Below are 25309 nucleotides of genomic sequence, written 5' to 3'. Positions count from 1 at the left end.
AATCTATTCCTCATTCTTATTGGAAAACGGAATAATCAACTCACTAAATTCAAATTGTTCTATTGCCTTTAATTTTTTTAACCTACCCACAATAATTGATGAGTGCGTTTGAAACTCATTAGCATATTTTAAAAACTTATCTTTCGTATAAGGCTTATCTTTTACAACTTTTTCCACCTGAATATCAGTCAATAAGTGTTTCACAGCAAAACTATCAGCCTCCGCTTCCTTTATCATATCAGCATCAGAATAAGTAATTTCTTCTAAGAAAATATCTTTTTTGCCGTGTAACAATATATGCCCTAACTCGTGAAAAAAGGTAAACCAAAAAATATCATACCTATTATGTCTTCCACTCATTTGGACAACAGGCGTATCATTTACCCATCTTGAAGCACCGCTTATTTGCGTTCCTTTTATACACGGTATCAATACCAAAGCTACTCCACATTCCCCACATAATTGTTGCAACTCTTCAAAGAAAGAAGCTGATTGCTTCACCATAATTTCTTTAAAACGAGTAAGATTACTTTTCAACAGTTTCTCATTATACACAGGTACTTGCAGTTTTTTAGCCTCCAATTCCCCTTGACGCAACCACGCTGATAATGCGTACGGATTCTTTGTTCCGTGTAGTGAAATTCTGAACGCCACTTTTAACTGTCTCTCATAATAATATGCTCCCCAAGCTTCAATATTCGAAAAACCAAAGAAAGACAACAAAGCATTAGCCCGTTCCTCTATTGGCTTTAAGTCCTCAATCCACCCACACTTAATCAGCTCATTCAGCGGAAAGCTTCTTGCCCAATCACTTGCCTTTTTTAAAGTTTGCTGAGCAGACAAACGCGCTAAATACTCATCGTAATTTCGCTGTCTATTCAACCAATAATTAGCAGGTATATGCAACACATTTTCAAATAAAACCGCCATCTCGGGAGTAATACTACTCTCTCCTTTCAATACCGCATTTATCGTTTTTTCAGGCTTATTGGTTCTAACAGCAAACTCTTTAGTTCCCATTTCTATTTCCTCTAACTTCTCCGTTAAATCAATACCAGGGTGTAAAACTGTTTGGGGTGAATATGTGTGTTTTGTTTTCATAACTAATGTGTTTAAATCAATGATAATCCACGATTTCAATCATTTCAACTTCCTTAATTTCAACCCATAAATACCTCCCATTTTCATCTGAAGGTATTGGATCTTCATAAGGCTCAAAAATCAATCTATATGGTCCATCTAACGAACAAGCCCATTGTCCTTTGCGATCTCCGGTCAATTCGTGATACTTACCTGACGCGTACCTTAAATCTTCTAAGGTATCCGCTGCAAGAATTTGTTGAAGACGCAACTGAAACTTCTGTGCTCTAATACCTCCCAATTCTTTTTTCATTGCTTTATCGTCATTCGCAATTTTCTGCAGTTTCTTAGTCTTAAAAGATATATTCATTGCAAAGGTACTGATATAATTATTTTAAACAACACTTAGTGTAAGTTATTTTTAAAAACAAATAACACACACTTATTTAACATTCATAAAGTTACATAAAAAACAATATTATTAAACCACAAAAAAAGCAGAATAATCAAACTGCAATAGCACATAAGAAAACAACAATACTCAAAAAGAAAAACTCCCTTGTTAATCAAATTAAACAAGGGAGTTTTGAATTATATATAAAAAGCAATTTACTCTTTTACAAGCTGACCTTTCTCATCGTATTCTTCTACACCTACTATCTTTTTTTCATCAAACGGATAAACACTAAACGGCAATAAATCAGCAAAGCTTTCAATAGCATTTAAGTCTTTCGCAATCACATCAAACTTACTTGTAATAGCACTTAACAACTGCTCAAGTGAACCTTCATACACAGCTGGAAACTGCAAAAATATAGGCGTTAAAAACTGATTAGCAAACTGATCCATATTTGAATCAAACGGCAAACGTTTAAAACTAAACTCCTGTTCTACCTCTTTCTTATCTTTGTAATACACTGTCATTGACAACGGAGAACCCTTCTTTACCACTTCAATAAACGGTTTTGCCGTAAACAAGTGTTGCCCCTTGATAAAATAATCTGCCGTAAGCTTATTACCCGCCTTTTTAACCACTATCAAACTCTCACCGCTCATATCCTTAATTGACAACTGATCGTCTGTTAATTCAAACGAAATGCGGTTAAAATAATGCATCTCAAACAGATCTATGAACAGGCTCTTTTCTTCAAAGTTTTCATAATTGACAATTCCCAAAGCATTCCCCTCTTCAACTTCCTTATACACTCGCCCACTCTTAACTTTTCCTCCTTCATACACCGTTTCTAAATCGTACATAAACGGAGCAGCAAACTGATCTCTTGCCAAGTAATCGTACGAATACTGTGCTTTTCGCTCTCCCTGTTCATAATAGTTAATCAAGTTAATCTCAGACAGTATTTTTTCCTCTTTGAAATACCCTTCAAATGGTTTGCCCTCTTTATAAACCCCTTTATACATCTTTTGTGGTTTACCATCAATCATAAAACCATTATCTTCCACTTCAATCACCTTTCCTTTTTCATCCTTCAAAATACGCTTGTACAATCGCTTGTCATCTTCGTCATAAAACACCTTTTCTTCTTTCATATCACTCCTTTTTTCTTGAGCAAAAACAGTCCCAAAAGGCAGGCAACACAATGCCCCTAATACTATAATTCCTTTGATTCTTTTCATAATTCACTCAATTTAGTTTGGTTTAATTTGTTTCTACACTTATCGTTAGTAAGCTGAAAGAGAATACAATATAGAAAAATAATTGCTTGGGTGTTAAAATATCTTTACAAATGGCGAAATAACAAGTACCCTAAAATGATTATTTGCTGTTTGTCAATCAACCGTAAACACCACTAAATGTGTCATCTACAGATACAACATCAGTCATCGTACACCCCCACATTTATAAAGTTTCCCTATTGATAGATTACAAAAAAAATCCCCATACTTCAAGTGAAATATGGGGATTCTTTATGCTATAAAGGCAACGCCTATCTGTGTTGATCTATTAAGATCGGATTACCATCTGGATCCACTAATATAACATAAGCAGGTCCTTGAGTTGATTCATCTGCTTTAGTATGCAGTTCCACCCCTTGTGCCAACAGGTGCTTTTGAATATCGCGTACATCAACAAAATCATCAATATTTTGTGCCTCTTGATTCCACCCAGGATTAAACGTCAGCATATTAGCATCAAACATTCCTTGGAACAATCCTACTATGGTATCTCCGTTTTTCATCACCACCCAATTCTGCGTGATATCTCCCCCACGTTGGTAAAACCCCAACTTCTCATAGAATGCTTTTGACACGTGAATATCCTTTACTGTTAAGCTAACAGAAAAGGCTCCCAATTTAATACTTTCCATACTTTTTGTTTTTTGATTAGTAAAGGAAAGATAAGATGTTTTTGGTGATGTTTGGAGGAGGGATAAAAAAAATGCCCAACCTAAAAACTAATACCTCTTAACCTCCCCAACCAACACGTCATACTCATAATTTGCTTCACCAATTAATTTTCCATTCTCATCATATCCCTTCATAATTCCGTGTAGCGATCCCTCTTTATAACCAACTTCAGACTGCAACTGTCCGTTGCTATAATACTTCTTAACCACCCCATCTAAAACCCCATTCTTATAATTTGCTTCTATCTCTACCTTTCCATTCTCAAAATACCCAATAGTAACGCCATTCGCCACCCCATCTATATAACTTGATTCACCAGAAAATTGTCCCCCCTCATAATAAGCTTTAATCTTTCCGTTAAGTTCCCCATTTTTATAATCTGATGCAGTACGCAATTGCCCATTCTCATAAAAGTGTTTCTTAACTCCATCTATCTTTCCCGCTTTGTAGCTGGTTTCAAACGCTATTTGTCCCTGCTCATTATACTCCTTAAGAACACCATCTATATCCCCGTTTTTATAATTCCCCACTGCTTTTAACTGCCCATTTTCATAATATCGCTTAGCGGTTCCCTCTAAAATTCCATTCTTATAACTCTCCACAAATTTTACTTTCCCATTGGAATAAAGACTCTTCGCAGTTCCACTAAATGGCTTAGCTGATTTAATAGTGTAAGCCACACCATTTCTCTCCTCCAAGTCTTTAAGATCAACTTCTTGAGCATAACAATTCACCAATGAAAATGATATAAATAAAAGATATAGAACTCTTTTCATAACTATCTAATTTAAAACAACTCTAACTGTGTATGGCCATAAAAATACAATAATTTGAGTTGTATAATCAAACATACTACATCAAATGGAATATTTTAATTGTCGTGTACTTCCATTTCAATACAAGTCCCCAAATACAATACTTCTCTTTGTTTATTGAGGTAGAAAAGATATTGGAAACGGGATAAATTTATTTCTAGATAGTGTGATTGAAGCAGCGTCGTCAGGAGCTTAGATTGACCATGGAAGAACCTTACAATTCCATCAAGATACAATTAGAAGTTTAAATACGATTTAAACGGTGTTTTAGTAGCATTATTTCAATTCCATCAAGGTACAATTAGAAGTTCTTGGTTTTAACGAACTACCTTATTGTATTTACAAATTTCAATTCCATCAAGGTACAATTAGAAGATCGAAAATTTTACAAATACTACGAGATTTATAGCAAATTTCAATTCCATCAAGGTACAATTAGAAGTCCTCGTGAATTTGACGTTCAAAAAGTATGGTCTAAATTTCAATTCCATCAAGGTACAATTAGAAGCGTCATTCTCTGCTCAATTGTAATAGCCATATTTCTATTTCAATTCCATTAAGGTACAATTAGAAGACATAACAATGAGGAAGGATACGGAGAGGATGAGTAATTTCAATTCCATTAAGGTACAATTAGAAGCAGCAAGCGAGTAAAGAAAGAATTGAAGCGTGTATATTTCAATTCCATTAAGGTACAATTAGAAGTAAAACGAATGTACACGTTTAAGAGATCCAGTATATTTCAATTCCATTATGGTACAATTAGAAGACCAAAGGCTAACCGCGATAAGCTTGCTGAAATTATATTTCAATTCCATTAAGGTACAATTAGAAGTAAAACGAATGTACACGTTTAAGAGATCCAGTATATTTCAATTCCATTATGGTACAATTAGAAGACCAAAGGCTAACCGCGATAAGCTTGCTGAAATTATATTTCAATTCCATTAAGGTACAATTAGAAGAAGGACGCTTATAAAAGTGATAAGCACGAACTAAAATTTCAATTCCATTAAGGTACAATTAGAAGCGATATTGAGATTATGCTAATTCAAAGGACGTCGGAATTTCAATTCCATTAAGGTACAATTAGAAGTAAAACGAAATTTTGGACGAGCTGGAGGAGTGGAATTTCAATTCCATCAAGGTACAATTAGAAGGTGCCTCAGAATCCCCTCGCATCAATACCTTCTCATATTTCAATTCCATCAAGGTACAATTAGAAGCTATACAAGGATTACAAGACGTTTTAAGCATTAGATTTCAATTCCATCAAGGTACAATTAGAAGACTTCTAATTCTTGTTTTTGAAGGTCGTTAATTCTTATTTCAATTCCATCAAGGTACAATTAGAAGTTAACTCGGTACAAGAGTTTAGACGAGCAAACCGATTTCAATTCCATCAAGGTACAATTAGAAGTTAATGTATATCAGCTTGTGCCCTCAAAATATGCGAATTTCAATTCCATCAAGGTACAATTAGAAGAGATTTCTCTGAAGTTGATTTTAGCATCACACAAGAATTTCAATTCCATCAAGGTACAATTAGAAGGCGTTTCAACTGCTCTACTCAGCTGGCTCATCACGAATTTCAATTCCATCAAGGTACAATTAGAAGAGAAATTTTAAGTTCAGGAACTAAGCCTATCCTTTTATTTCAATTCCATCAAGGTACAATTAGAAGCGTTTTAGAATTTTCTAATCTCGATACACGACTATTATTTCAATTCCATCAAGGTACAATTAGAAGTTAGTATTGTACTTCTTTAAAGGTTCGTACTTCTTTGATTTCAATTCCATCAAGGTACAATTAGAAGAATAAAGACTTATGGATAAACCAGATGAGAGATTAGCATTTCAATTCCATCAAGGTACAATTAGAAGCTTTTATCAAGGAGACAGAGAATTTCACTCGATGTGATTTCAATTCCATCAAGGTACAATTAGAAGAATCTGAAAGCGTTAGACCTGATGGAACTGATGGAGATTTCAATTCCATCAAGGTACAATTAGAAGTTCTTTAAAAAATACGGATCATTTAGATATTTTTTATTTCAATTCCATCAAGGTACAATTAGAAGAATACTTTTTTACAGTTTTTTATTGTTATTAAAGGATTTCAATTCCATCAAGGTACAATTAGAAGAATGTTTATCACGATTTAAAAACGGACACTATTTAATTTCAATTCCATCAAGGTACAATTAGAAGCTATATGTTAATTCGTAGTTTTCAGATGTTACTTTTATTTCAATTCCATCAAGGTACAATTAGAAGGAAGCAATACCATTAGGGGCGCCTTTTTCAGATTTGCATTTCAATTCCATCAAGGTACAATTAGAAGCCTAATTTGATTACCGCTAAACAGCAGGTTTTCAGCCATTTCAATTCCATCAAGGTACAATTAGAAGCGGAGGCTTATTCCTTTACAACACATTTGTACATTAATTTCAATTCCATCAAGGTACAATTAGAAGTTTACGTACTCAAAATAGAATACAAAGGAATAACTTAATTTCAATTCCATCAAGGTACAATTAGAAGATTTGTAGAAAAAACAAAAGGAGTTGAAATTAATTTATTTCAATTCCATCAAGGTACAATTAGAAGTAACAGCGTAAAGGATGCTGCATTTGCACTTAGAAAATTTCAATTCCATCAAGGTACAATTAGAAGCTTTTAGTGTTTAATTAGAAACTATTTTTATTACAAATTTCAATTCCATCAAGGTACAATTAGAAGGAGTAGGAAAGATACTCTATTAGAGTCTTTTAATGCATTTCAATTCCATCAAGGTACAATTAGAAGAGTGTTGCTCACAAACAAGATGCGTACATAGCGTTATTTCAATTCCATCAAGGTACAATTAGAAGTGCAATGAATCAAAGCATAGATATAAAACGATTTGTATTTCAATTCCATCAAGGTACAATTAGAAGTTCCTATACAATTGTATAAACATATTTTGGATATATAATTTCAATTCCATCAAGGTACAATTAGAAGCACAAGTAGCAACAATTGCAAGTACTCCAATTCCATTTCAATTCCATCAAGGTACAATTAGAAGATACTTGACAGACTCTGTTTTCTTGCTAACATATAAATTTCAATTCCATCAAGGTACAATTAGAAGTCGTGGATTTTGGAGAAAACAACAAGCAATAACACAATTTCAATTCCATCAAGGTACAATTAGAAGTTAATTTGCTCTAAGGCTTGATTTAAAGACAATCCTATTTCAATTCCATCAAGGTACAATTAGAAGAAAAAGAAAGTAGGATCATTAAGTAATATTTAAAAATTTCAATTCCATCAAGGTACAATTAGAAGTATGTTATAGATAAAGAAAACCTCCCACACTATAGATTTCAATTCCATCAAGGTACAATTAGAAGACGCTGAAAAGATGATACTAAGACATTACCTATATTAATTTCAATTCCATCAAGGTACAATTAGAAGATACATCAAGAGCAAAGAGCTCAAACATAAATATATTTCAATTCCATCAAGGTACAATTAGAAGGTTGATTATCTTCTTCTTTCTTTGATTTTTGCTTATTTCAATTCCATCAAGGTACAATTAGAAGTCCGTTAGCCATCGCTGGTGGTGGCGCGGTAGGTGTATTTCAATTCCATCAAGGTACAATTAGAAGTTTCGTATCTATCGCATTTGCTTTTGATATTAGTTAATTTCAATTCCATCAAGGTACAATTAGAAGTTGCAAAGACTTCAAATGGTGAATTTGCAAGTTAATTTCAATTCCATCAAGGTACAATTAGAAGTTTACGACTCAGCTTGTCAGGCGACACGTGAGTATATATTTCAATTCCATCAAGGTACAATTAGAAGCCGTTGGCGGTCGCTGGTGGCGCAACGGTAGGTATATTTCAATTCCATCAAGGTACAATTAGAAGCTGCCCCCTGAAACCAAGTTTGGTGGAATTCCTCCTATTTCAATTCCATCAAGGTACAATTAGAAGCTTTTGGTTTCGCTTCTGGAAATGGACTCTTTAAATATTTCAATTCCATCAAGGTACAATTAGAAGGGCGCCAGCGGTTATGTCGGACGTTTTACAAGTAAATTTCAATTCCATCAAGGTACAATTAGAAGTTTATTAAAATTCCTTTTGGAGTTGTTAATGTAATATTTCAATTCCATCAAGGTACAATTAGAAGTGTAAACGCCCCATTTCAGCGTCAAATCTTGCTTGATTTCAATTCCATCAAGGTACAATTAGAAGTGTTTGTTTTAGGAGGTTTAGCCTTGTTAATGTTTAATTTCAATTCCATCAAGGTACAATTAGAAGAAATTCGTTAGAACGTTCTTCTAACTCATATTCTTTATTTCAATTCCATCAAGGTACAATTAGAAGCATTTCCGTGTATCCCTCTAAAGGTTTATAGAAATCATTTCAATTCCATCAAGGTACAATTAGAAGCATTATCAGCGTCACTAACACTTGCTTTACCCGTATTTCAATTCCATCAAGGTACAATTAGAAGTTGATATGAAATATATTAACCACGCTATTGATTCGAATTTCAATTCCATCAAGGTACAATTAGAAGATAATTATTAATGTTTAACTTCTTGATTAATACTTATTTCAATTCCATCAAGGTACAATTAGAAGAGAGCTAAAACCAAACTGACCCATATCCGTGAACTTATTTCAATTCCATCAAGGTACAATTAGAAGGTTTACTCCTAAATTATGTGCAGCATACTTAATTACATTTCAATTCCATCAAGGTACAATTAGAAGAACAGGTAATGTTGCTTTACCTAAGTTCTCAGACTAATTTCAATTCCATCAAGGTACAATTAGAAGCTTATTAAAGTTCATAAAGCTGAATCATTTATTGTATTTCAATTCCATCAAGGTACAATTAGAAGGTTTACTCCTAAATTATGTGCAGCATACTTAATTACATTTCAATTCCATCAAGGTACAATTAGAAGAGAAAATAGTCTAAAAATAGATTTGCCAATTAGCCGATTTCAATTCCATCAAGGTACAATTAGAAGCTTTTGCGCTTTTAATGTTCTTCGCAATTCCACTACATTTCAATTCCATCAAGGTACAATTAGAAGAAGTGGGAAGATAGATAGTGTTGTTGCAGCTTACCAATTTCAATTCCATCAAGGTACAATTAGAAGTTTTAGCTTCTTCCATTGCTTTTTTAGCACTATCATTTCAATTCCATCAAGGTACAATTAGAAGATACTATCCAAATGCCATAACCTCGAGGTATGTTATATTTCAATTCCATCAAGGTACAATTAGAAGCGTGGAGATGTAAACAAAGCTCCTATTCATATTGTATTTCAATTCCATCAAGGTACAATTAGAAGTGTATAATTGTTAAGTTTAGTAAACTTGCTATTCCCTATTTCAATTCCATCAAGGTACAATTAGAAGCACAGTACCATTCTATACCGTTGTTAATGCTTATTTTATTTCAATTCCATCAAGGTACAATTAGAAGTTTATAGAGCCAGGTACATTGAAGAAGTCTCTTGGGTATTTCAATTCCATCAAGGTACAATTAGAAGATTCTGCATCACGTCTTTTAGATTCTGCAATTTCATTTCAATTCCATCAAGGTACAATTAGAAGGAGACAAGGGCTGTAGAGAGGTTTCAGCCTGTTGCATTTCAATTCCATCAAGGTACAATTAGAAGAAGATTTATATTTAAAATAATTCAAGTTGTACTCCTATTTCAATTCCATCAAGGTACAATTAGAAGTCGTATTTTAATACATTTAGGATCTTTCTATCCAAATTTCAATTCCATCAAGGTACAATTAGAAGCCCCCTCGATCAATATCCGTTTTATCCAGATCCTTATTTCAATTCCATCAAGGTACAATTAGAAGTCATACTTCTTTGTAAAGTTTTCTGTTACTCTACCGATTTCAATTCCATCAAGGTACAATTAGAAGAAAATTCGCACATAGAATGGAATTCTCTATCTCGCATTTCAATTCCATCAAGGTACAATTAGAAGACCTATATACAATAAGGTGTCATCTTTTTTCTCTTCATTTCAATTCCATCAAGGTACAATTAGAAGCAGCTGGCAGACTTAAATTCTCTTAATTCGACTTCGATTTCAATTCCATCAAGGTACAATTAGAAGTAAAAAAAAAAAAATGAATACATATTCTATACGATTATTTCAATTCCATCAAGGTACAATTAGAAGTTTGCCTCAACTCTTAACTTACCAACATTTGACAATATTTCAATTCCATCAAGGTACAATTAGAAGTATAACCGATTAAATCGCTTTTAATTTGTCCAGTTATTTCAATTCCATCAAGGTACAATTAGAAGCTAAGCTATATAGCTCAGTTTCGAAAACTTCAAACGGATTTCAATTCCATCAAGGTACAATTAGAAGTTATTATGAAATACATTAACCACGCTATTGATAGCAATTTCAATTCCATCAAGGTACAATTAGAAGCCGTGTAAAAAAAGCTTTAAAAAAGCCTATTCCCAAGGCTTACAAAGATAAATATTTGAATTTTATCTGGCAAAATTAGTCGATCATGAATTACCGATTTTTCATAGACCAGCGACAACCATTAAAAACACTAAAAATCAACGACTTATATTTTAAAAACAATATTTCAAAGAACATGAATTACTAAATCCTAAAGATAGACGACTACAGGAAAGTATCTAAATCATTTTTCTCTCTTCCTATCACCACCTTTTCCAACCACTTTTCTTCTCTACTTTTAAAAACAATAACACTATCCTTGTCTTTATCCATAAACAATTTTGCTTCAGATAATAATTCTTTTAATTTCACTTCAGAAATCTCTCCTTCAAAAACTGAATTCTGAATCCAATTAAGGTAACGCCTGCATAACTTTAGCATCTTGCCCACTTTTTTATCAGAAATATCATACACTAATATAACGTACATCTTACCAGCGTGCTTTAAATGGTTTATACTCTTCTATTCCTAAAATATGTTTACTTAGCTTATAACATTCTAATTTTATAAGATGCTTATAACTAACATGCCTATTTAAAACAGGGTGTTTAAAAGTTTCATTAATTCTTTCCTCCCAAACTCGGGTAAATATCTTACGTCCTGATTCTTTTAAAAGACAACTATTCAATTGATGATCGAAGTCTTTTGCTTGAATTTCTTTCTTATTTAATAATCTAAAAATAAGTCGGTCTACTAACAAAGGCTTAAATATTTCAGCTAAATCTAATGCCAAAGAATATCTTCGATATCCAGGCTCGTGCAAGAAACTAATTGTTGGATTAAGTTGAGTATGATAAATCTGACTTAAGCATAATGTATAACACAACATATTACCATAAGAAATTAAAGCATTGATTTCATTTTCAGGAGGTCTTTTGGTTCTATTTCCCATTGTAAAATCAGTCGAAATAATTTCGTCAAAAGCTTTATAATACATTTGTCTAATATTCCCTTCAATCCCCATTAGTTCATCAATTTCACTTGTATTATTAATAGATAAAGTCAAATGCTCTATATTATACAATATTTCTGATAAGTCCTTTTCTCTATTAATATAATACTTTAGATTCTTTGTTATATTAAACGTTGCTCCTGATACGAACTTTCGAGCTAAAACAAGCCTCTTCTTTTTATCGATATATTGTCTTGTCTGCTCTATTTGCATCTTTCCTGCCAACAAATATTCCTTTGGAGAAAAAGAGCCTGTATAATGCTCATAATAATCAAAAAAATGAACCGCAATTCCTGCTTTACCTAAAAAATTATAAAGAGATGAATTAGCATCTAAACTACCAAAACAAAATAAATCTGACACTCCCTCAACTGGAATATACTTTGCAGGAGCCTCTACTCCATTTTGATCTACTGCTACAAACTTTAAGGTATTGTCTTTACGACTAAGCCTTCCTGCATTAAATAAATAATACGTCTTTTTCATAAAATTAGCTTTTTACAATGTTAATCCGCTTCCTGTATATAACAAAAGTCTTGATAACTACATGACTTACATATCTTAGCATTTATAACAGAAGGACATACTTCACTTGTACAAATTGATTCTATCTCTTGTTCCCATTTTCTAATTTCAGAAATATCATTATTAGTTAGTAAAACTTCTTCTCGTTGTCTTAGTGTTGGATATTCTAATATACCCGTGGCATCTCTAACACCAGCTAATAACAAGCGATATAAATAGTATTTAACTTGTGCTAAATGTGCATGTTCTACTTTATCAGACCTTTTGACTTCATGAACTATTTTATTTTTAGCATCATAAAAATCAATCTTAACATTTCCTAATTGCAACTCAGTATATTTACTAGACCTATCACTGTAAGACGTTTCTCCAATTAACTTTCCATCAGCAACTAGCTCTGAATTATACTCCATACGAATTCCATTGTAATGAAGCCACAATTCACGTTTACAAACGTGATACAAATTAATATGTGTTGCATTGATTAACATCCCTATAAAAATTGTGTTTCTTCTACTCCTTTAAATTTCAGATTATCCATACCTCCTTCTACACTATAAAATTCTTTCCAATGCGATATGTACTGATAACCAAATCTAGATTTATCAAGATCACTAAAATGAATTAATTGTCTTTCTATATTCTCAGTTGCAAAAATTGAAATAATATATTTTGACATTATACTCTGCAGTATTTTTTCACGTATTCGCTGCTCTGTAAAATCTATTCTATTTTGAATAATATCCAAATAAAGATCAAATACCTCAGCTCCTTTAATCTCTCCATTAATAGTAGGGTAAATCTGATGCTTTGCTAAAAAAGCTAATTCGCTTTCTTTAAAAAAAGAAATTTTATTGTCTTCATCGCCAATCTCGATAGCAATGTCTACTGGTAAAAAACACGAAATATTATTAGAATCAATCAATTTAAACTCTTCGTGAACTTTTGTAAATTTTAATTTTTTAACGTGACTCTCATACTCTCCAAAATTTACCGCCATTACTTGGTCATTCCAGTTGTTTCGATTATTAATTACTAAATCATACAATTTATCAAAATCTTTCGTCTCCAAGATCTGTTTATACACAGGAGCTTTTATTTGTTCTCTTGTTATTTTCAATCTAATATCATTTCCATAAATTGCAGATTCCTTATTGTAATTGAACAAAAACAGCTTACAGTTTTTCTTATTGACATTCCTATTTATACGTCCCGCTAATTGTTCATCTGAATCTATTAAAGAACGATCTTTAAACCCTAAGTCCATATCTATATCAACACCTGCCTCAACAACTTGAGTGGTAATCAATAATACCTTCTTAAACCTATTGTCTTTATTCTTTAAAAAATTAATTATATACTGTCTCCGATGCTCTAAAATAGTACCTGAAAGAACAAATATTTCATCAAAAAAATCATCAGTCTTCAAAATTTCATAAAACTCACTGGCTGATTGTTTATAAATAAATTCAATAATAGTATACACTGATCCATAAGGTTTGGCAGAACCATAATCTAACTCAGCAAAAGTTTTAGATTCACTCACAAGTCTATCTGCAAGTTCTGGTAACTTTAAGTCTGTTCTTTCAAAATAGTCAAAATCAAAATCTACTCTTCCTGAGAAATTAAGGTTTTGAAAATACTTTGCACGTGCCTCAGGAATTAAATACACAAAGTCTTTTACATCTTCTTTTAATACTAACAATTTATCCAACTTAGGTAATGTTGCAGACATAAGTATAAATTTAATATTTAAAGTAGCTGCGTAAAAGCGAATAAAATAGATCAGCTTATCCCAATGACTTGGACTATAACTTTGTAATTCATCTAACACCACAATAGAATTTGCTAAACGATGAAATAAATAATTCTTTTCCTTCCTGTTCGTTTTTAAAATATCAAAAAAACTAATGTGTGATAACAAACTAACTGGATAATGAGCAAAGAGATTAGAAATATAGTTTAACTTATCTTTTCCATATTGACCATCGTGTTCTTCTTTTTCAGAAAATCCTGATCTGCTATGTAATTCAACTATTTCATCTTCTTTTAATCCTAAAACTTCTTTTAATGTTCCAAAAGTTTGCGTAATCAAAGTTGTAAAAGGAAAAACATAAAACACCTTATTTAATTTTCCATTATGCCCTTTAAGCAATTCAATGGTAGCTAAAATAGAAAGGTTGGTTTTACCTCCTCCAGTAGGAGCCTCAATATAGAAGAGATTTTTATCTAAATTATTACGAATATTTCGCAATACTTCTACCCCCATCTCTTTTCGCAATATATTGAGATTTCCACCTGACATCTCTATTGGATTCTTTAAATCACAAGTGTCTAAATCTTCATAAGTCTTTGCATTATAGTTTAATTTAGTACCAGCACTATCAAGGTATTTATGCTTACTTACATTATCATATAATTCATCGATCCTTTCTTGGCTAAACACTCCAAAATCTGTAGTTGACAACTCAGAACTATATTCATTTGTTGCTAAATAATCTGATGCTGTTAATAATGAAAAATTCATTTTAACCAATGCATAAAGAGAAGCTGATTTACAAAATGTTTTAAAAACATATCTTTCCAAAACTTTCTTATCCCCTATATACTGTAATACAACTGGATTTATATCATATTGAAATTCTTTAAAATAGGAAGACATAAAGTCAATTACTTCTTTCTTGTCTTTATTGGCCATAATATAAGCCATATATAAAGTAATATCTACATTATCATCTATTTTGGGACTATGATGTTTAAAAATACTATAGGAAAAAAAGAACGCAGTAGATAATAGTAAATATGGCTGATTGTCTTTGAATTTATCAAAAATATCATTAAAATGCTTTGCTAAATAAATAAAAGCTCCTAATGCTGAGTGATTTGTAGCTATTGGGCTATTAGCCCTTTCTTTTCCATAAAATTCAGGATTATCCATCTTATCCTTATCTGCCTGAAAAGCTTCATTCACCTTTCCATAGTCGTGAAAAACAATACTATTTACAAACTGCTTCTTTATTTCATTGCCCAATTCTAAATTAGTAACATTTACATCTTGTAAATACTTTTGAATTAAGGAATCAATGCCTTCATCTATTTGATGAATATTTACAAGTTTTTCAAAATAGGTATTAACTAATTCAACATGTTCGTGTAAAGTCTCTGGCCTTTTTGCACTATCTCTTTCTTTAGGTCTATGTGCCCAATAAGTTTCCTCGTTAAGTAAAAAACTTCTTAACGAGGGAACTTCTGATAATAACTCTTTTACCGTTTTATATGAATTGGACATAGGTTTCAGTTTCCTTTAAACAATATAGATTATCTAATGCTTTCGAATTTTTAATCAAATAAGATGAATATGCAAAATCGAAAAGTTCATATTGCATCAACTCTTCATTAAAATTCATTGGTAATCGCTCAAAATATACAAATGAGTCTAAATCAATGTCACTAGATCCGAATGCGGGAAAAGGTACTTCACTATTATCTTTGTGAATAATAGTCTTTAAAAACAAACTCTTTAATTCTATTCCTTCTTCTAAATCACCATTTGCTAATTCAAAAGAATATTCTTTGAAACTACTTTTTGTCCACCAAGCAGTAAACTCATTCTTTCCAAAATATGGTATGAATTCCGTTTGTGCTTCGCTAAGATATTTTAAAAGTTTTCCTTGTAATATATCAGATTCATTTAACAAAAGATAGATCCGATAAGAAGGCTTAACTAAAGTCAGTTCTTCTGTCAAATAATTAGAACCTTTATTAGCATAACCTACCGTATTTGTATATTTAATAGCCGTTTTCACAAAATTACCTTTGTCGTGATTTAAAGGCTCAATCGCTATTTTCAAATCTTTTAACTGAACGTAATATTCAGGTAAAACTCCCTTTTCTTTATAACCTCCTAACCCCAATATTGCTCCAAGAATTCCTAAAACAGCTGGTTTATGAATCATATTGTAAGACAGATTAATCGTATTATTGGTGTCTGGTTTTCTAAAAAAACCAAACTCTGAATGTAGATCTATAGATACTAATTTCATAAGTCAGTTTTAAACAGATTAAAAGCTTCCTGAAGATTTTACACCTTCAGGAAAGCTTGATTACATTTCACTTACAACAGCACCTTCTGGCAAATTAATCACCTTTGTTAATGCTTTGCTATAATACAATTCTATCTTTTGAATATCTGATGCAATATGCGGTTCTTTTAAAAGAGCTTGCACTTTAGATAAATCAATTTCTTTATTATCATTAATATCTATTAAGTTGACAAAAGAAGGCAACACTGTTTTTGCATTTTCTTTTAATTCAACCCATAACAATAATTCATTTTCAGTTCCTGACTTAGCAGCAGAGTCATAGTAAGTAGCCCCTTTGCGAAGTCCTTCTTTTAATTTATCAATATCATCAGATGTTAATCCTTTTGCTTCAACTCGATTTACATCTTCTTCAATATTTTTAGGATTTACTGAAAAATGATGTACATAGTGCCCCTCCTCTAATCGAGATTGAGATCCTAAAGTTGTCATTGTATTCTCTGCGCTTCCCTCATTTGAGTTACGAAATGGAGACATAATTTGTTCTGAATAAATTACGTTCTCAGAAAATTTATTCACTCCATGTGTAATTTGACAAGTACCGTGAATTGAAATATTAGTTTTCCCTGCATAAGTACCTCCAAATAAACGAACATCTAAGTTTTTTAATAAATTACCTAAAACCTCTAAACGCAATTTAGATTTATCCTTATCTTTTTCATGTTTAAACTCTTTATAATGCAACAAATAAGTTTCGTCTAAACTTCTGGGAGCCATTGTTTCATTAAGAGATTTAAAATAAAAGATATTCTCATTTAAAGCAGTTTTCCAATAGTTACGTACAGAATATTTCAATGCTTTATCTGTTGCATATACCACTCCATTTGGCAATTTTCGTGGTTGACCCGAAAAGTCTGCATTGTAATTAGAGTTAATTGATTTGATGACTGCAGCGCCATAAACACGATTTTTAAATGTTGTACTCATAACTATTGATTTTTAATTTTACTGTATAATTGATTTTTTGCAAATACTCCAGAAAGTATTTCAGGTAATAATTGTTTCAAGTTGATTGTAGTTTCATAACTAAGGACAAATGCTGCTGCTCTTTCGAAACTACGAGAATAATTCTCATGTTTATAACGTGCAAAATCATTCGCAATAGCTTTTTTAAATTCGCTACATTTTGATTGTTGTAGATAGGGCTCTAAAAGCTGATAACTTGTATCTGCCGATTTACTCTTACTCATTAAATAGTCGATTACCATCCCTGAGATAAAAGCAAAATCTGTATCATTTGCTTCTCTTAACAATCCCTCATCAGATATCACCTCTTCTACAAAGTTTTGATAATCTTTAAGTTTACTTCCCATATATTCCTTATTTTGTTGATTAAAAAAGTGTTGTGTACTATACCAAATATTTAATTTTTCTTTAATTCCATATTCATTAACTCTTTTGATATCATCCTTTACAGCATTAAATACCATTTCATCAAACATATGTTGATCTATCGTTTGTCTCTGTGATTTATATACGTAGTCATAAACAGTTTTTCTGTATTTAGAATAAGATACAAAAGTCAAATCTAGTCCTTCGTACCCATCTTTACTTAAATCAGAAAAATAGTCAACTCTCAAGAACCTTGTCTGAATAAAAGGCTTTAAAACTGTTTGTTCTAATTCAAAAACATTAGTAATTAAAGGATAAAACTTTAAATCTTTTCCTCCCTTTTCTTTTATTTCAAAGAAGTTTTCAATTTGCATTTCATCTTTTAGCTTATACTCAAACTTTGTTACAAAATCAAAATCTTTAAATACTATTCCATCCTTTGTATTTTGCCAAAATAATAGATAATAATTACTTGCATCTGCACTATAATCTTTTATCAGTTTCTCTATAATTTCCTTATACCCTAACTTAAATCCATTCTCTCGAATTATTTTAATCATTAAATCATCTAATTCTTCTTGATAAATAAATACTGGTAAAGGACTTGGCAAAATCTTATTTGGTAAAATATTTTTAAACTCATATAAAAACTTTGCTTCTAAATTTGAAATACGTCCAGATATATCAAAACTTGCTGTTTGATGCATTAGAAAAGGCATATTACTATTAAAACCATTCAAAAAATTACTAGTTCCATAAATAAGACCTTCTTCATTTGGAATTGTATTATATTTATCTGTATTAAACAACTTATCATCCAAGTACTTTTTATGGACTTTTTTATAGTTCTCTATAGACTCATCTATGTAAAAAATAATATAATCTGCATCTGTAAGTTGTCTTACTTTTAACAACTCTTGATCTATTACACTTAAAGCATCTTTACATTTCTGTTTTTCAGCTTTATCATTACTTTTCTGAAACAATTCTTTTAATTCCTCTTGTTTACCTAGTAACAAGACACGATCAGATTCCAATCTCATTTCTATCTTATCTAAAATCAACGAAAACTGATTCTGTGTAAAAAAGTGTTCAACTATTTTGTTTACCTCTTTTTCAGTTTCATTCTCAAATAATAAACTAGTTTTTTCAAAATAACCTGAAAAACGTTCATATATCTGTTTTTTCTTCCCTCCAGCATTTGCTTTATATTTTTCACCTCCTATTAAATGTTCTCTTTTAAAAGCAACCATATACGGAGAGCAACTATGAATAGCTTTTGTAGGTAAATCAAAACATTTGTTTGTATCAATGCACCAAGCATTCTGCTGTAAAGTCTTACATTTATTCAGAAAGGCACTTACCTCTTCCTTTTCTTTCTTTGAAAAAAGTTCATACTCAAAATCTACTAAATCAATACTACAAACCTGATTTTCGTTTTTCTGATGTAATAAAATATGTAAACCTTCTTTAGGTTGAGACCCCTGATTCTTAAATTCCTCAGGCAAGGCTTGGGTAAAATTTACTAGTTCTTTTATCATCTCTATATTTTTTTTTCGTCAATAACTTCTAAAAAACCCATTCCTTGAGCATTATATAAACCTCCTCCAACATTTAATAATAAATCGACGAATCGGCGCTCAGCTGTAATAGCAATCTTAAAATTTATATATCCCTTAATCTTCGTTTCCGCCTCTGTATTATCTTTAATTGTAATCAGTCTTGGGCGACTTCCTTTTAAGTAAAACTTGGGCTCAATCATTAATAATGCAGTATTCGCGGTTTCTAAATCATAAAATGCTTTAATTTTTTCTCGCCAATTCATTATAAATGAATCTAAAAATCTTAAATCTTCTGGGCTTAGATAATCGTAATGTCTTCTTTCATTCTTTTCTCCAACTACTAATGGGGAAAAAGGTTTTACTTCAATTGATAAAATTTCGTTTAGAGTTTTTGAAGAAAATAGATTAGGGATTGTCTCTATTGACTTTACTTTAAAAGATTGTTTTGATTTTTTATCTGCAATACATATTTTTTCAGAAGCAAATAAACCTTGTACAAAGTGTTGCATCGCCTCTGGCAACTGAAAAGCAATCTGAAATTCTAATGTATTTTGTTTCAAATGCAAGCGATCACCTTGTATTGTAAAAGGACATTTTATATCACTAAAACTAAAAAACTTATACCCTTTACCATATCCACGTTCATGTAAAAAACTAGCATACTCTTTATCTCCTTTCGCAATGATTCTATATATCGCAGAAGATAAAGGATATTGATAATTAACTGGAATTACAAGAGTTCCTTCTATTGCTTCTAATATTAATTTAAACCTCATTTTCTAACCTATATAATAGCTCTTTAATTTACATAATTCAATTTTCAACAATACAATTGTATTCTTAAAGATATATAATTATCTTATTCAAAATCTTTATTTTTAGTAAACCCCTCATTATTTTGAGTTAAAGCACTATCCCTCTCATCTTCCCCCCAACCCCTCTTTCTGTTAAAAAAACAAATCAACACCCCTCAACCACCTATCATTACAGACTTATACGGACCTTGTACCACACAAATACCACATTTGTACCACACACCTACCGAAAAAAAGCTGATTTCCGAAGGTCTGTGGTACTTGTGTGGGAGATGTCTCGAACGTGGGCTAATTAAAACACCCTTAATTCACAAATAATTACACTTCAAAATTAGATTGCTATTAGCGTTTGATTTAGCTAAATATGACTTTTTACCCCTCAAAAAAACCTTTTTTGCCTTTACATACTCTTTTTTACAATGTGTATCATTTTGCTATAAAACACGTACAACCCCAGTAATAGCAAGAGTTTGCACAAGAATGTGACTACAAGACAGGAAAAGAGACAAGAAGGGAAAAAAGTGGTCATTTGAGCCCAAAATAGCCAAAAAAATACATTATAAATATATTTAATTTTGCCATATAAGAATCTGACAACCAACACTCTATTATTTAAAAACAAAATAATCTTTCATTATGGCAAGAATTCCAAATAGTATTTTAGGTGAGTTTACCGGTTCGATTGGTACTGTGATTGGATACAACTACAGAGGTCAAAAATGTATGCGTACTAAACCTAAAAAATCAAATTACAAATCAACTCCTGCTCAGTTGAAACAACAACAAAAGTTTAAGTTGTCGCACGAGTTTTTGTATCCTCTGAGCGACGTTACAGATCTGTATTTCGGACATAAAATAGGTGCTAAATCACGTACGAACTTGGCGCTTTCACATCTTTTATTATATGCAATTAAAGACATTGATGACAACCTCCAAATCGACTACCAACAGGTTGTGATTACAAAGGGATACTTGCCTGCTGCAACGATTACGGAGGTAACGCTTACTGACGAAGAATTGCGTATTAATTGGACGCCTAATGGTGGTCGTGATCTGGCACTTGACTCGGATAAAGCGAAAGTGGTATTGTTTTGTGAAAAGCAAAAATTATTCTTCTTACCTGACAAAGAAGGCATTAGAAGTGAGGGTACATTTACGTCGCCGTTACCAGAAAATTGGAAAGCAAAAAATTGTATTGTGTGGTTCTTTTTTGCTAAACAGGATGATAGTGAATGTAGTACAAGTGTGAACTTTTATGGGTTGATATAGAAGGTAATGCGTGATACGTAAAACGTGATGCGTCTTTGTGACGACACATCATCGTAAACCAAAACATCACTTATCAGACGATGCGTTTGAGCGGCCTTATTTGTTTAGCGAGCGTCAAATGCATGCAGACACCGCAAAATGAAAAATGGCGTAACGCAGTGGAGCTCGTATTTTTTCATTTAGGTGGCAAATGCAAGTTTGACCGCTAAACAAATACAGCCTTGATTTTTTTGTTTCGTTTTTTTATCAAGAAAAAAATGAAAAGAGAAAACAAAAAAAAGTCCACAAAAACATCTTTGTGGACTTCACTTGTAAGCATTGGTTCTTTTTCTTTTGCACTTGGTCTAACTAACTATTTTTTGCGACCATAACGAGATTAATCTCTCATTATTTCTTTATAGCGTTGTTCTGTTACCGCTAAACGGTTTGCAACAGAGTCGTAGTAAATAACTATTTTATCACCTACTTTTTTACGCATAAAAGACTCCCCTGCAATTCTCTCTTTTTTTAGATTGCCAGCATAATCTTTATACTCTAATGTCCACGTAAGCTCGTTCGACTTTCTTCTTTTTACTTCTTCAATATCAACGATAGTCGCTTCTGATTTGGCATAAGTTACATACTCGCTTTTGTATTTACGGGTGTCAAACATTCCTCCGTTGTACAACATATAAGCCCCGATTCCTCCTGCAACTACTAATACAAGGAAGATGATTTTTGCTAAATTACTTTGCATCTTTTATCTGTTTTAAATTATATACCTGCGAAATCAACTGTTCCGTATTTTTGTAATTCGAATGTGAAATCGTAATAGCTTGTTACGGTCTTACGGCCACGCATTTCTTTTGCTTCTCCAATTTTTTGTGCATGTATAACAAAGCGAACTTGTAATTCGTTTTCTCCTACTACTCTTACTGTATAGCTGCGCAAAACAAACTTCTCATATTCTGATTCTAACATAGCTGCTGCTGCTCCTACTTGGTACGGAATCTGATCGTAATTAATGCTTTCTAAGGCTACTGTATAGTCCTTTTTAGCTTCTGTTTTAACGCCTACTTTATTCTGAATATTTGCAATTAACTCGCTTGCTTGCTTTGCCATTGCGTTCTCCATTTCTTCTTTTGGCTCACCTACTTTACCGTCTGCATACGTTTGCTCGTACTTCTTGTCTCCATCTTTGTACTGAATCGTAACGCTTCCTAAAGCGGCATATAACTCATCTTGAGATAATAAGGTGATTGAACTGATTTGTTTATCTCCTCCGAAGTTCTTAATTACTAAGTCTTTAACTTGCTTGCCATTGTCTTCGTTTTGTGGAAAAATTGTACTTCCTCCACAAGAGGTTAACATCGTCGTTGTGGCAACAACTAAAAACAGAATCATCTTTTTCATAACTACTTTGATTTAATATTTAATACTTATTTTCTTTACTGAACTATTTGTAGGTTGTCTATTATTTCTAATTGCCCTATTATCTCTTGGTACATTTTGTCTAATAACGCTTGGTCTATTTTGGTAAACAACGCATCTTGTGCTTGTAAACCGACCTCCGTTATATTGGATGTATTACTTGCAATGATTATGGTGTGCTCTTTCAGTACCACATACACATTTCCTTTACTGCGTTTGTTAATCGCCAGCAAACGCTCCATAAACACGGGGTTTAACACTCTTCTAACTTGTGTTGCGTCTTTACTGTAAACGGTAAATTGCTGTAAAAAGGCTTCGTTGCTAACAGTTACTTTTTCTCCGCTTTTGTGTAAATAGGTAGCTATTTCGTTGTCCATTACAGTGCTAAACACCCCTTTTTTAGGGTGTATGTAAATGGGTACGGTAAACTTCTGAGGGGTTCTCGCTACAAAGTAATTTCCTGTAAATACGGTATCGTCAGCTTCTTTGACACTGCGCATATTGGGGCGATAGGTCAGGGTTAGGTTACACGACTGAAAGGGTACTCCTTTGTAATAGCCTACAAATTGTTCTCCCCCATATACAGCGTACTGCTTGACTTTCAGTAGGTCTGAATACAATATTTCGGGTAGGGATAAATGCCCTTTTTCGATGTAATGAAACTTGGGATTGATAAAGTGTACAATCTTCGTAAATACGGTTTTCTTTATCTCTTGTAAACTTGATGAAGTGTCTTTACTTCTGGTATTTTGTTGCTTTGGGGTATTATTCTGCTGTCCCATATAGTACACCAATGCGCCTATAGTCATCACTAAAAAGAATCCTCCTATAAACATAAGTAGGTTAAGTGAGTCCTGAAAAAAGTCGGGATTAACCGTAGAGAAGTAAATGATTCCGCCTACTAAAGCAAGGGAAATGACCACTTGAAAATACAGTACTTTGTTTGATTTTGTGCGCTCTTTTTCAAGAGTAGACAACTGTTGTCTAAAGGTTTGTCTGCAAAATGCTTGAAATGTGTGCAACGGAGCTAAGTTCGTTTCTCCTTGTTCTTCTATTGCTATTTCTTGTTTGTTTTCTCCGTAAATAGCGCCTATCACCTGCTCGTAATACCCAACATCTACGTGGGCTAACGCTCTGGTTATATGGGGAATCACCAAAGGGGGAACCGGAAGTGTAAACTCCTTTTGGTCCACACGTACCTTCATATAACTGATCGGATCTAACGTAAGTCTGACAATAAATAAAGGTACTATGGTTAAATAGGCATTCTCAATATCGACTACTTCTCCTGTTTTACCTTGCTTTATGCGGGTAAAAACTGCTGTAACTTGCTTACTTCTATTCATCACATTGCGCAATGAATTTAAAGGAAAGGCAATCAGACTAAGGAAGATAATCGGAAAGATAATTTTGTAATACGCACCAACGTTTGTACTGTTTTCTAAATTATCTATGGTTTTTGAAAAGGTGCTTTGAAGGGGTTCTAAAGCATAAACCACAAGTAAAACCACTATAATAAGAGCAACTACCGCGATGACAATAAGGTTGCGCAGAGCAATTTTCTTTTCTCTGTCGCATTCTGTTACTATTATTTTTTGGGCTTCACTCAGGTTCATAACTATGGGGACTAACCAAGTTGACTTCCTTATTTATCAACTTGCCACAAAAATAAAGGGTATTTTATGGCCTGAGGGAACTTATCTTTTTTCGCTACTTTTTAGTAAATTATCGTACTCTTTTTACAAATAATCGTTTTGTCATTTTAGTACAATTATTAAATTTATTGTGTAAAATATAACTGCCAACCCCCTATTTTACTTAGGAAATACTGCTTATAAATTCTAAGACTACTTCCTTTTTACGATCGGATACGGGAATGGTTTGCTTGGTAAACAACTCTAATAAGCCGTTTTTGTAATACTTGCTGATGTAGTTTACATTGACTAAATAGGATTGGTGACAACGGATAAAGGTGTTGCCGGGCAACAGGGCTTCGTATTCTTTCAACACTTTTGACACCACTATCTTTTGTCCGCTATTCAAATAAAAAGTCGTGTATCCTTTGTCACTTTTGCAATACATAATATCGCGCACTTGTACGATTTGTGTGTAGTCAAAGTTTTTTAGTGCAATACGCGTTGGCGCTTGTTCATTTTGGTAATAATCAGAGGCTATTTCCAATTGCTTTTTGTCGATTTTATGATCGTCAAAATTGTTATAACACCTGTCTATTTGCTGTTTAAACTCCGCCTCATCAATGGGTTTCAACAAGTAAGAAAACGCACCTAAGTTTAAGGCGTCGATGGCGTAATTGCTATAAGCAGTGATAAATATTATCTGTGCGTTTACTTCCATTTTGTGAAACAGCGAAAAGCTATTGCCGTCTTTTAAGTGGATATCGGCTAATATTAAATCGGGTTGTTGTTGTTCAATTTCTATTTCTGCTTTGCTGATTTCCCCCGCATACCCAACTACTTGTAAGTAGGGTATATCAACGATTAACGAGAGGATGTATTTTAAGATATTGGCTTCATCTTCGAGTATATATACTTTCATTTTGT

General features: G+C 32.5%; 18 protein-coding genes and 1 CRISPR repeat array. Of the genes, 1 reads left to right on the top strand and 17 read right to left on the bottom strand.

Annotation, left to right across the window (positions count from 1 at the left end; genetic code table 11):
- Positions 1–3: 3 nt before the first annotated feature.
- From GQS07_RS09660 to cas6, 13 genes are all read right to left on the bottom strand, one after another.
- Entirely contained in the window at positions 4–1101 is a 1098-nt protein-coding gene (locus GQS07_RS09660) for an ImmA/IrrE family metallo-endopeptidase (RefSeq protein WP_158210610.1), read from the bottom strand.
- Between the two features lie 16 nt (positions 1102–1117).
- Complete coding sequence (locus GQS07_RS09655; RefSeq protein WP_158210609.1) at positions 1118–1450, bottom strand: type II toxin-antitoxin system RelE/ParE family toxin; 333 nt, start codon at positions 1448–1450, stop codon at positions 1118–1120.
- Between the two features lie 239 nt (positions 1451–1689).
- A complete protein-coding gene (locus GQS07_RS09650) occupies positions 1690–2715 on the bottom strand; it encodes a hypothetical protein (RefSeq protein ID WP_158210608.1) in 1026 nt (341 codons plus the stop codon).
- A gap of 311 nt (positions 2716–3026) precedes the next feature.
- Complete coding sequence (locus GQS07_RS09645) at positions 3027–3398, bottom strand: VOC family protein (RefSeq protein WP_158211364.1); 372 nt, start codon at positions 3396–3398, stop codon at positions 3027–3029.
- Positions 3399–3494: 96 nt separating this feature from the next.
- The gene (locus GQS07_RS09640) at positions 3495–4223 is read right to left on the bottom strand and encodes a toxin-antitoxin system YwqK family antitoxin (RefSeq protein ID WP_233269261.1); all 729 of its coding nucleotides are present in this window, start codon (positions 4221–4223) and stop codon (positions 3495–3497) included.
- Positions 4224–4475: 252 nt separating this feature from the next.
- Positions 4476–10744: direct repeats of the CRISPR family, unit length 30 nt; unit sequence ATTTCAATTCCATCAAGGTACAATTAGAAG.
- Positions 10745–10948: 204 nt separating this feature from the next.
- Positions 10949–11212 (bottom strand): CRISPR-associated endonuclease Cas2, encoded by a 264-nt coding sequence (cas2, locus tag GQS07_RS09635; RefSeq protein ID WP_158210607.1) that lies wholly within the window; start codon positions 11210–11212, stop codon positions 10949–10951.
- Between the two features lies 1 nt (position 11213).
- Complete coding sequence (cas1b, locus tag GQS07_RS09630; protein WP_158210606.1) at positions 11214–12221, bottom strand: type I-B CRISPR-associated endonuclease Cas1b; 1008 nt, start codon at positions 12219–12221, stop codon at positions 11214–11216.
- Positions 12222–12241: 20 nt separating this feature from the next.
- Positions 12242–12751, bottom strand: a complete 510-nt coding sequence (gene cas4 / locus GQS07_RS09625; RefSeq protein ID WP_158210605.1) for a CRISPR-associated protein Cas4 — start codon at positions 12749–12751, stop codon at positions 12242–12244.
- A gap of 2 nt (positions 12752–12753) precedes the next feature.
- A complete protein-coding gene (gene cas3 / locus GQS07_RS09620; RefSeq protein ID WP_158210604.1) occupies positions 12754–15549 on the bottom strand; it encodes a CRISPR-associated helicase Cas3' in 2796 nt (931 codons plus the stop codon).
- The gene (cas5b, locus tag GQS07_RS09615) at positions 15533–16303 is read right to left on the bottom strand and encodes a type I-B CRISPR-associated protein Cas5b (RefSeq protein WP_158210603.1); all 771 of its coding nucleotides are present in this window, start codon (positions 16301–16303) and stop codon (positions 15533–15535) included. Before cas5b ends, cas3 begins: the two co-directional genes overlap by 17 nt.
- A 60-nt stretch (positions 16304–16363) precedes the next feature.
- A complete protein-coding gene (locus GQS07_RS09610) occupies positions 16364–17287 on the bottom strand; it encodes a type I CRISPR-associated protein Cas7 (RefSeq protein ID WP_158210602.1) in 924 nt (307 codons plus the stop codon).
- A gap of 2 nt (positions 17288–17289) precedes the next feature.
- Complete coding sequence (locus tag GQS07_RS09605) at positions 17290–19233, bottom strand: hypothetical protein (protein ID WP_158210601.1); 1944 nt, start codon at positions 19231–19233, stop codon at positions 17290–17292.
- A gap of 2 nt (positions 19234–19235) precedes the next feature.
- The gene (gene cas6, locus GQS07_RS09600) at positions 19236–20030 is read right to left on the bottom strand and encodes a CRISPR-associated endoribonuclease Cas6 (protein ID WP_158210600.1); all 795 of its coding nucleotides are present in this window, start codon (positions 20028–20030) and stop codon (positions 19236–19238) included.
- Positions 20031–20705: 675 nt separating this feature from the next.
- Between cas6 and GQS07_RS09595 the strand changes: the two genes are divergently transcribed.
- Positions 20706–21338, top strand: a complete 633-nt coding sequence (locus GQS07_RS09595; protein WP_158210599.1) for a DUF6266 family protein — start codon at positions 20706–20708, stop codon at positions 21336–21338.
- Positions 21339–21714: 376 nt separating this feature from the next.
- On the opposite strand, the gene GQS07_RS09590 is transcribed toward GQS07_RS09595, so the two are convergent.
- The 4 genes from GQS07_RS09590 to GQS07_RS09575 all read right to left on the bottom strand — a co-directional run bounded on the left by GQS07_RS09590 (position 21715) and on the right by GQS07_RS09575 (position 25304).
- Positions 21715–22074, bottom strand: a complete 360-nt coding sequence (locus GQS07_RS09590) for a DUF3592 domain-containing protein (protein WP_090406322.1) — start codon at positions 22072–22074, stop codon at positions 21715–21717.
- Between the two features lie 17 nt (positions 22075–22091).
- Complete coding sequence (locus GQS07_RS09585) at positions 22092–22730, bottom strand: hypothetical protein (RefSeq protein ID WP_158210598.1); 639 nt, start codon at positions 22728–22730, stop codon at positions 22092–22094.
- Between the two features lie 35 nt (positions 22731–22765).
- Positions 22766–24364 (bottom strand): DUF3137 domain-containing protein, encoded by a 1599-nt coding sequence (locus tag GQS07_RS09580; RefSeq protein WP_158210597.1) that lies wholly within the window; start codon positions 24362–24364, stop codon positions 22766–22768.
- 202 nt (positions 24365–24566) lie between these two features.
- Positions 24567–25304, bottom strand: a complete 738-nt coding sequence (locus tag GQS07_RS09575; RefSeq protein WP_158210596.1) for a LytR/AlgR family response regulator transcription factor — start codon at positions 25302–25304, stop codon at positions 24567–24569.
- Positions 25305–25309 lie beyond the last annotated feature (5 nt).

The organism is Myroides phaeus (genome assembly GCF_009799805.1).
In the GTDB taxonomy this organism is placed as follows: Bacteria; Bacteroidota; Bacteroidia; order Flavobacteriales; family Flavobacteriaceae; genus Flavobacterium; species Flavobacterium phaeum_A.
The sequence above is the reverse complement of the archived record's forward strand: the minus strand, read 5'-3'. Positions and strand labels throughout refer to the sequence as shown.

Bases quoted from the DNA above. Each gene is read 5' to 3' on its own strand.
- GQS07_RS09640 (WP_233269261.1), bottom strand. From the start codon at position 4,223: ATGAAAAGAGTTCTATATCTTTTATTTATATCATTTTCATTGGTGAAT.
- cas2 (WP_158210607.1), bottom strand. From the start codon at position 11,212: ATGTACGTTATATTAGTGTATGATATTTCTGATAAAAAAGTGGGCAAG.
- GQS07_RS09580 (WP_158210597.1), bottom strand. From the start codon at position 24,364: ATGAACCTGAGTGAAGCCCAAAAAATAATAGTAACAGAATGCGACAGA.
- GQS07_RS09590 (WP_090406322.1), bottom strand. From the start codon at position 22,074: ATGCAAAGTAATTTAGCAAAAATCATCTTCCTTGTATTAGTAGTTGCA.
- GQS07_RS09655 (WP_158210609.1), bottom strand. From the start codon at position 1,450: ATGAATATATCTTTTAAGACTAAGAAACTGCAGAAAATTGCGAATGAC.
- GQS07_RS09595 (WP_158210599.1), top strand. From the start codon at position 20,706: ATGGCAAGAATTCCAAATAGTATTTTAGGTGAGTTTACCGGTTCGATT.
- cas1b (WP_158210606.1), bottom strand. From the start codon at position 12,221: ATGAAAAAGACGTATTATTTATTTAATGCAGGAAGGCTTAGTCGTAAA.
- cas6 (WP_158210600.1), bottom strand. From the start codon at position 20,030: ATGAGGTTTAAATTAATATTAGAAGCAATAGAAGGAACTCTTGTAATT.
- GQS07_RS09660 (WP_158210610.1), bottom strand. From the start codon at position 1,101: ATGAAAACAAAACACACATATTCACCCCAAACAGTTTTACACCCTGGT.
- GQS07_RS09585 (WP_158210598.1), bottom strand. From the start codon at position 22,730: ATGAAAAAGATGATTCTGTTTTTAGTTGTTGCCACAACGACGATGTTA.
- GQS07_RS09650 (WP_158210608.1), bottom strand. From the start codon at position 2,715: ATGAAAAGAATCAAAGGAATTATAGTATTAGGGGCATTGTGTTGCCTG.
- GQS07_RS09575 (WP_158210596.1), bottom strand. From the start codon at position 25,304: ATGAAAGTATATATACTCGAAGATGAAGCCAATATCTTAAAATACATC.
- cas5b (WP_158210603.1), bottom strand. From the start codon at position 16,303: ATGAAATTAGTATCTATAGATCTACATTCAGAGTTTGGTTTTTTTAGA.
- cas4 (WP_158210605.1), bottom strand. From the start codon at position 12,751: ATGTTAATCAATGCAACACATATTAATTTGTATCACGTTTGTAAACGT.
- cas3 (WP_158210604.1), bottom strand. From the start codon at position 15,549: ATGTCCAATTCATATAAAACGGTAAAAGAGTTATTATCAGAAGTTCCC.
- GQS07_RS09605 (WP_158210601.1), bottom strand. From the start codon at position 19,233: ATGATAAAAGAACTAGTAAATTTTACCCAAGCCTTGCCTGAGGAATTT.
- GQS07_RS09610 (WP_158210602.1), bottom strand. From the start codon at position 17,287: ATGAGTACAACATTTAAAAATCGTGTTTATGGCGCTGCAGTCATCAAA.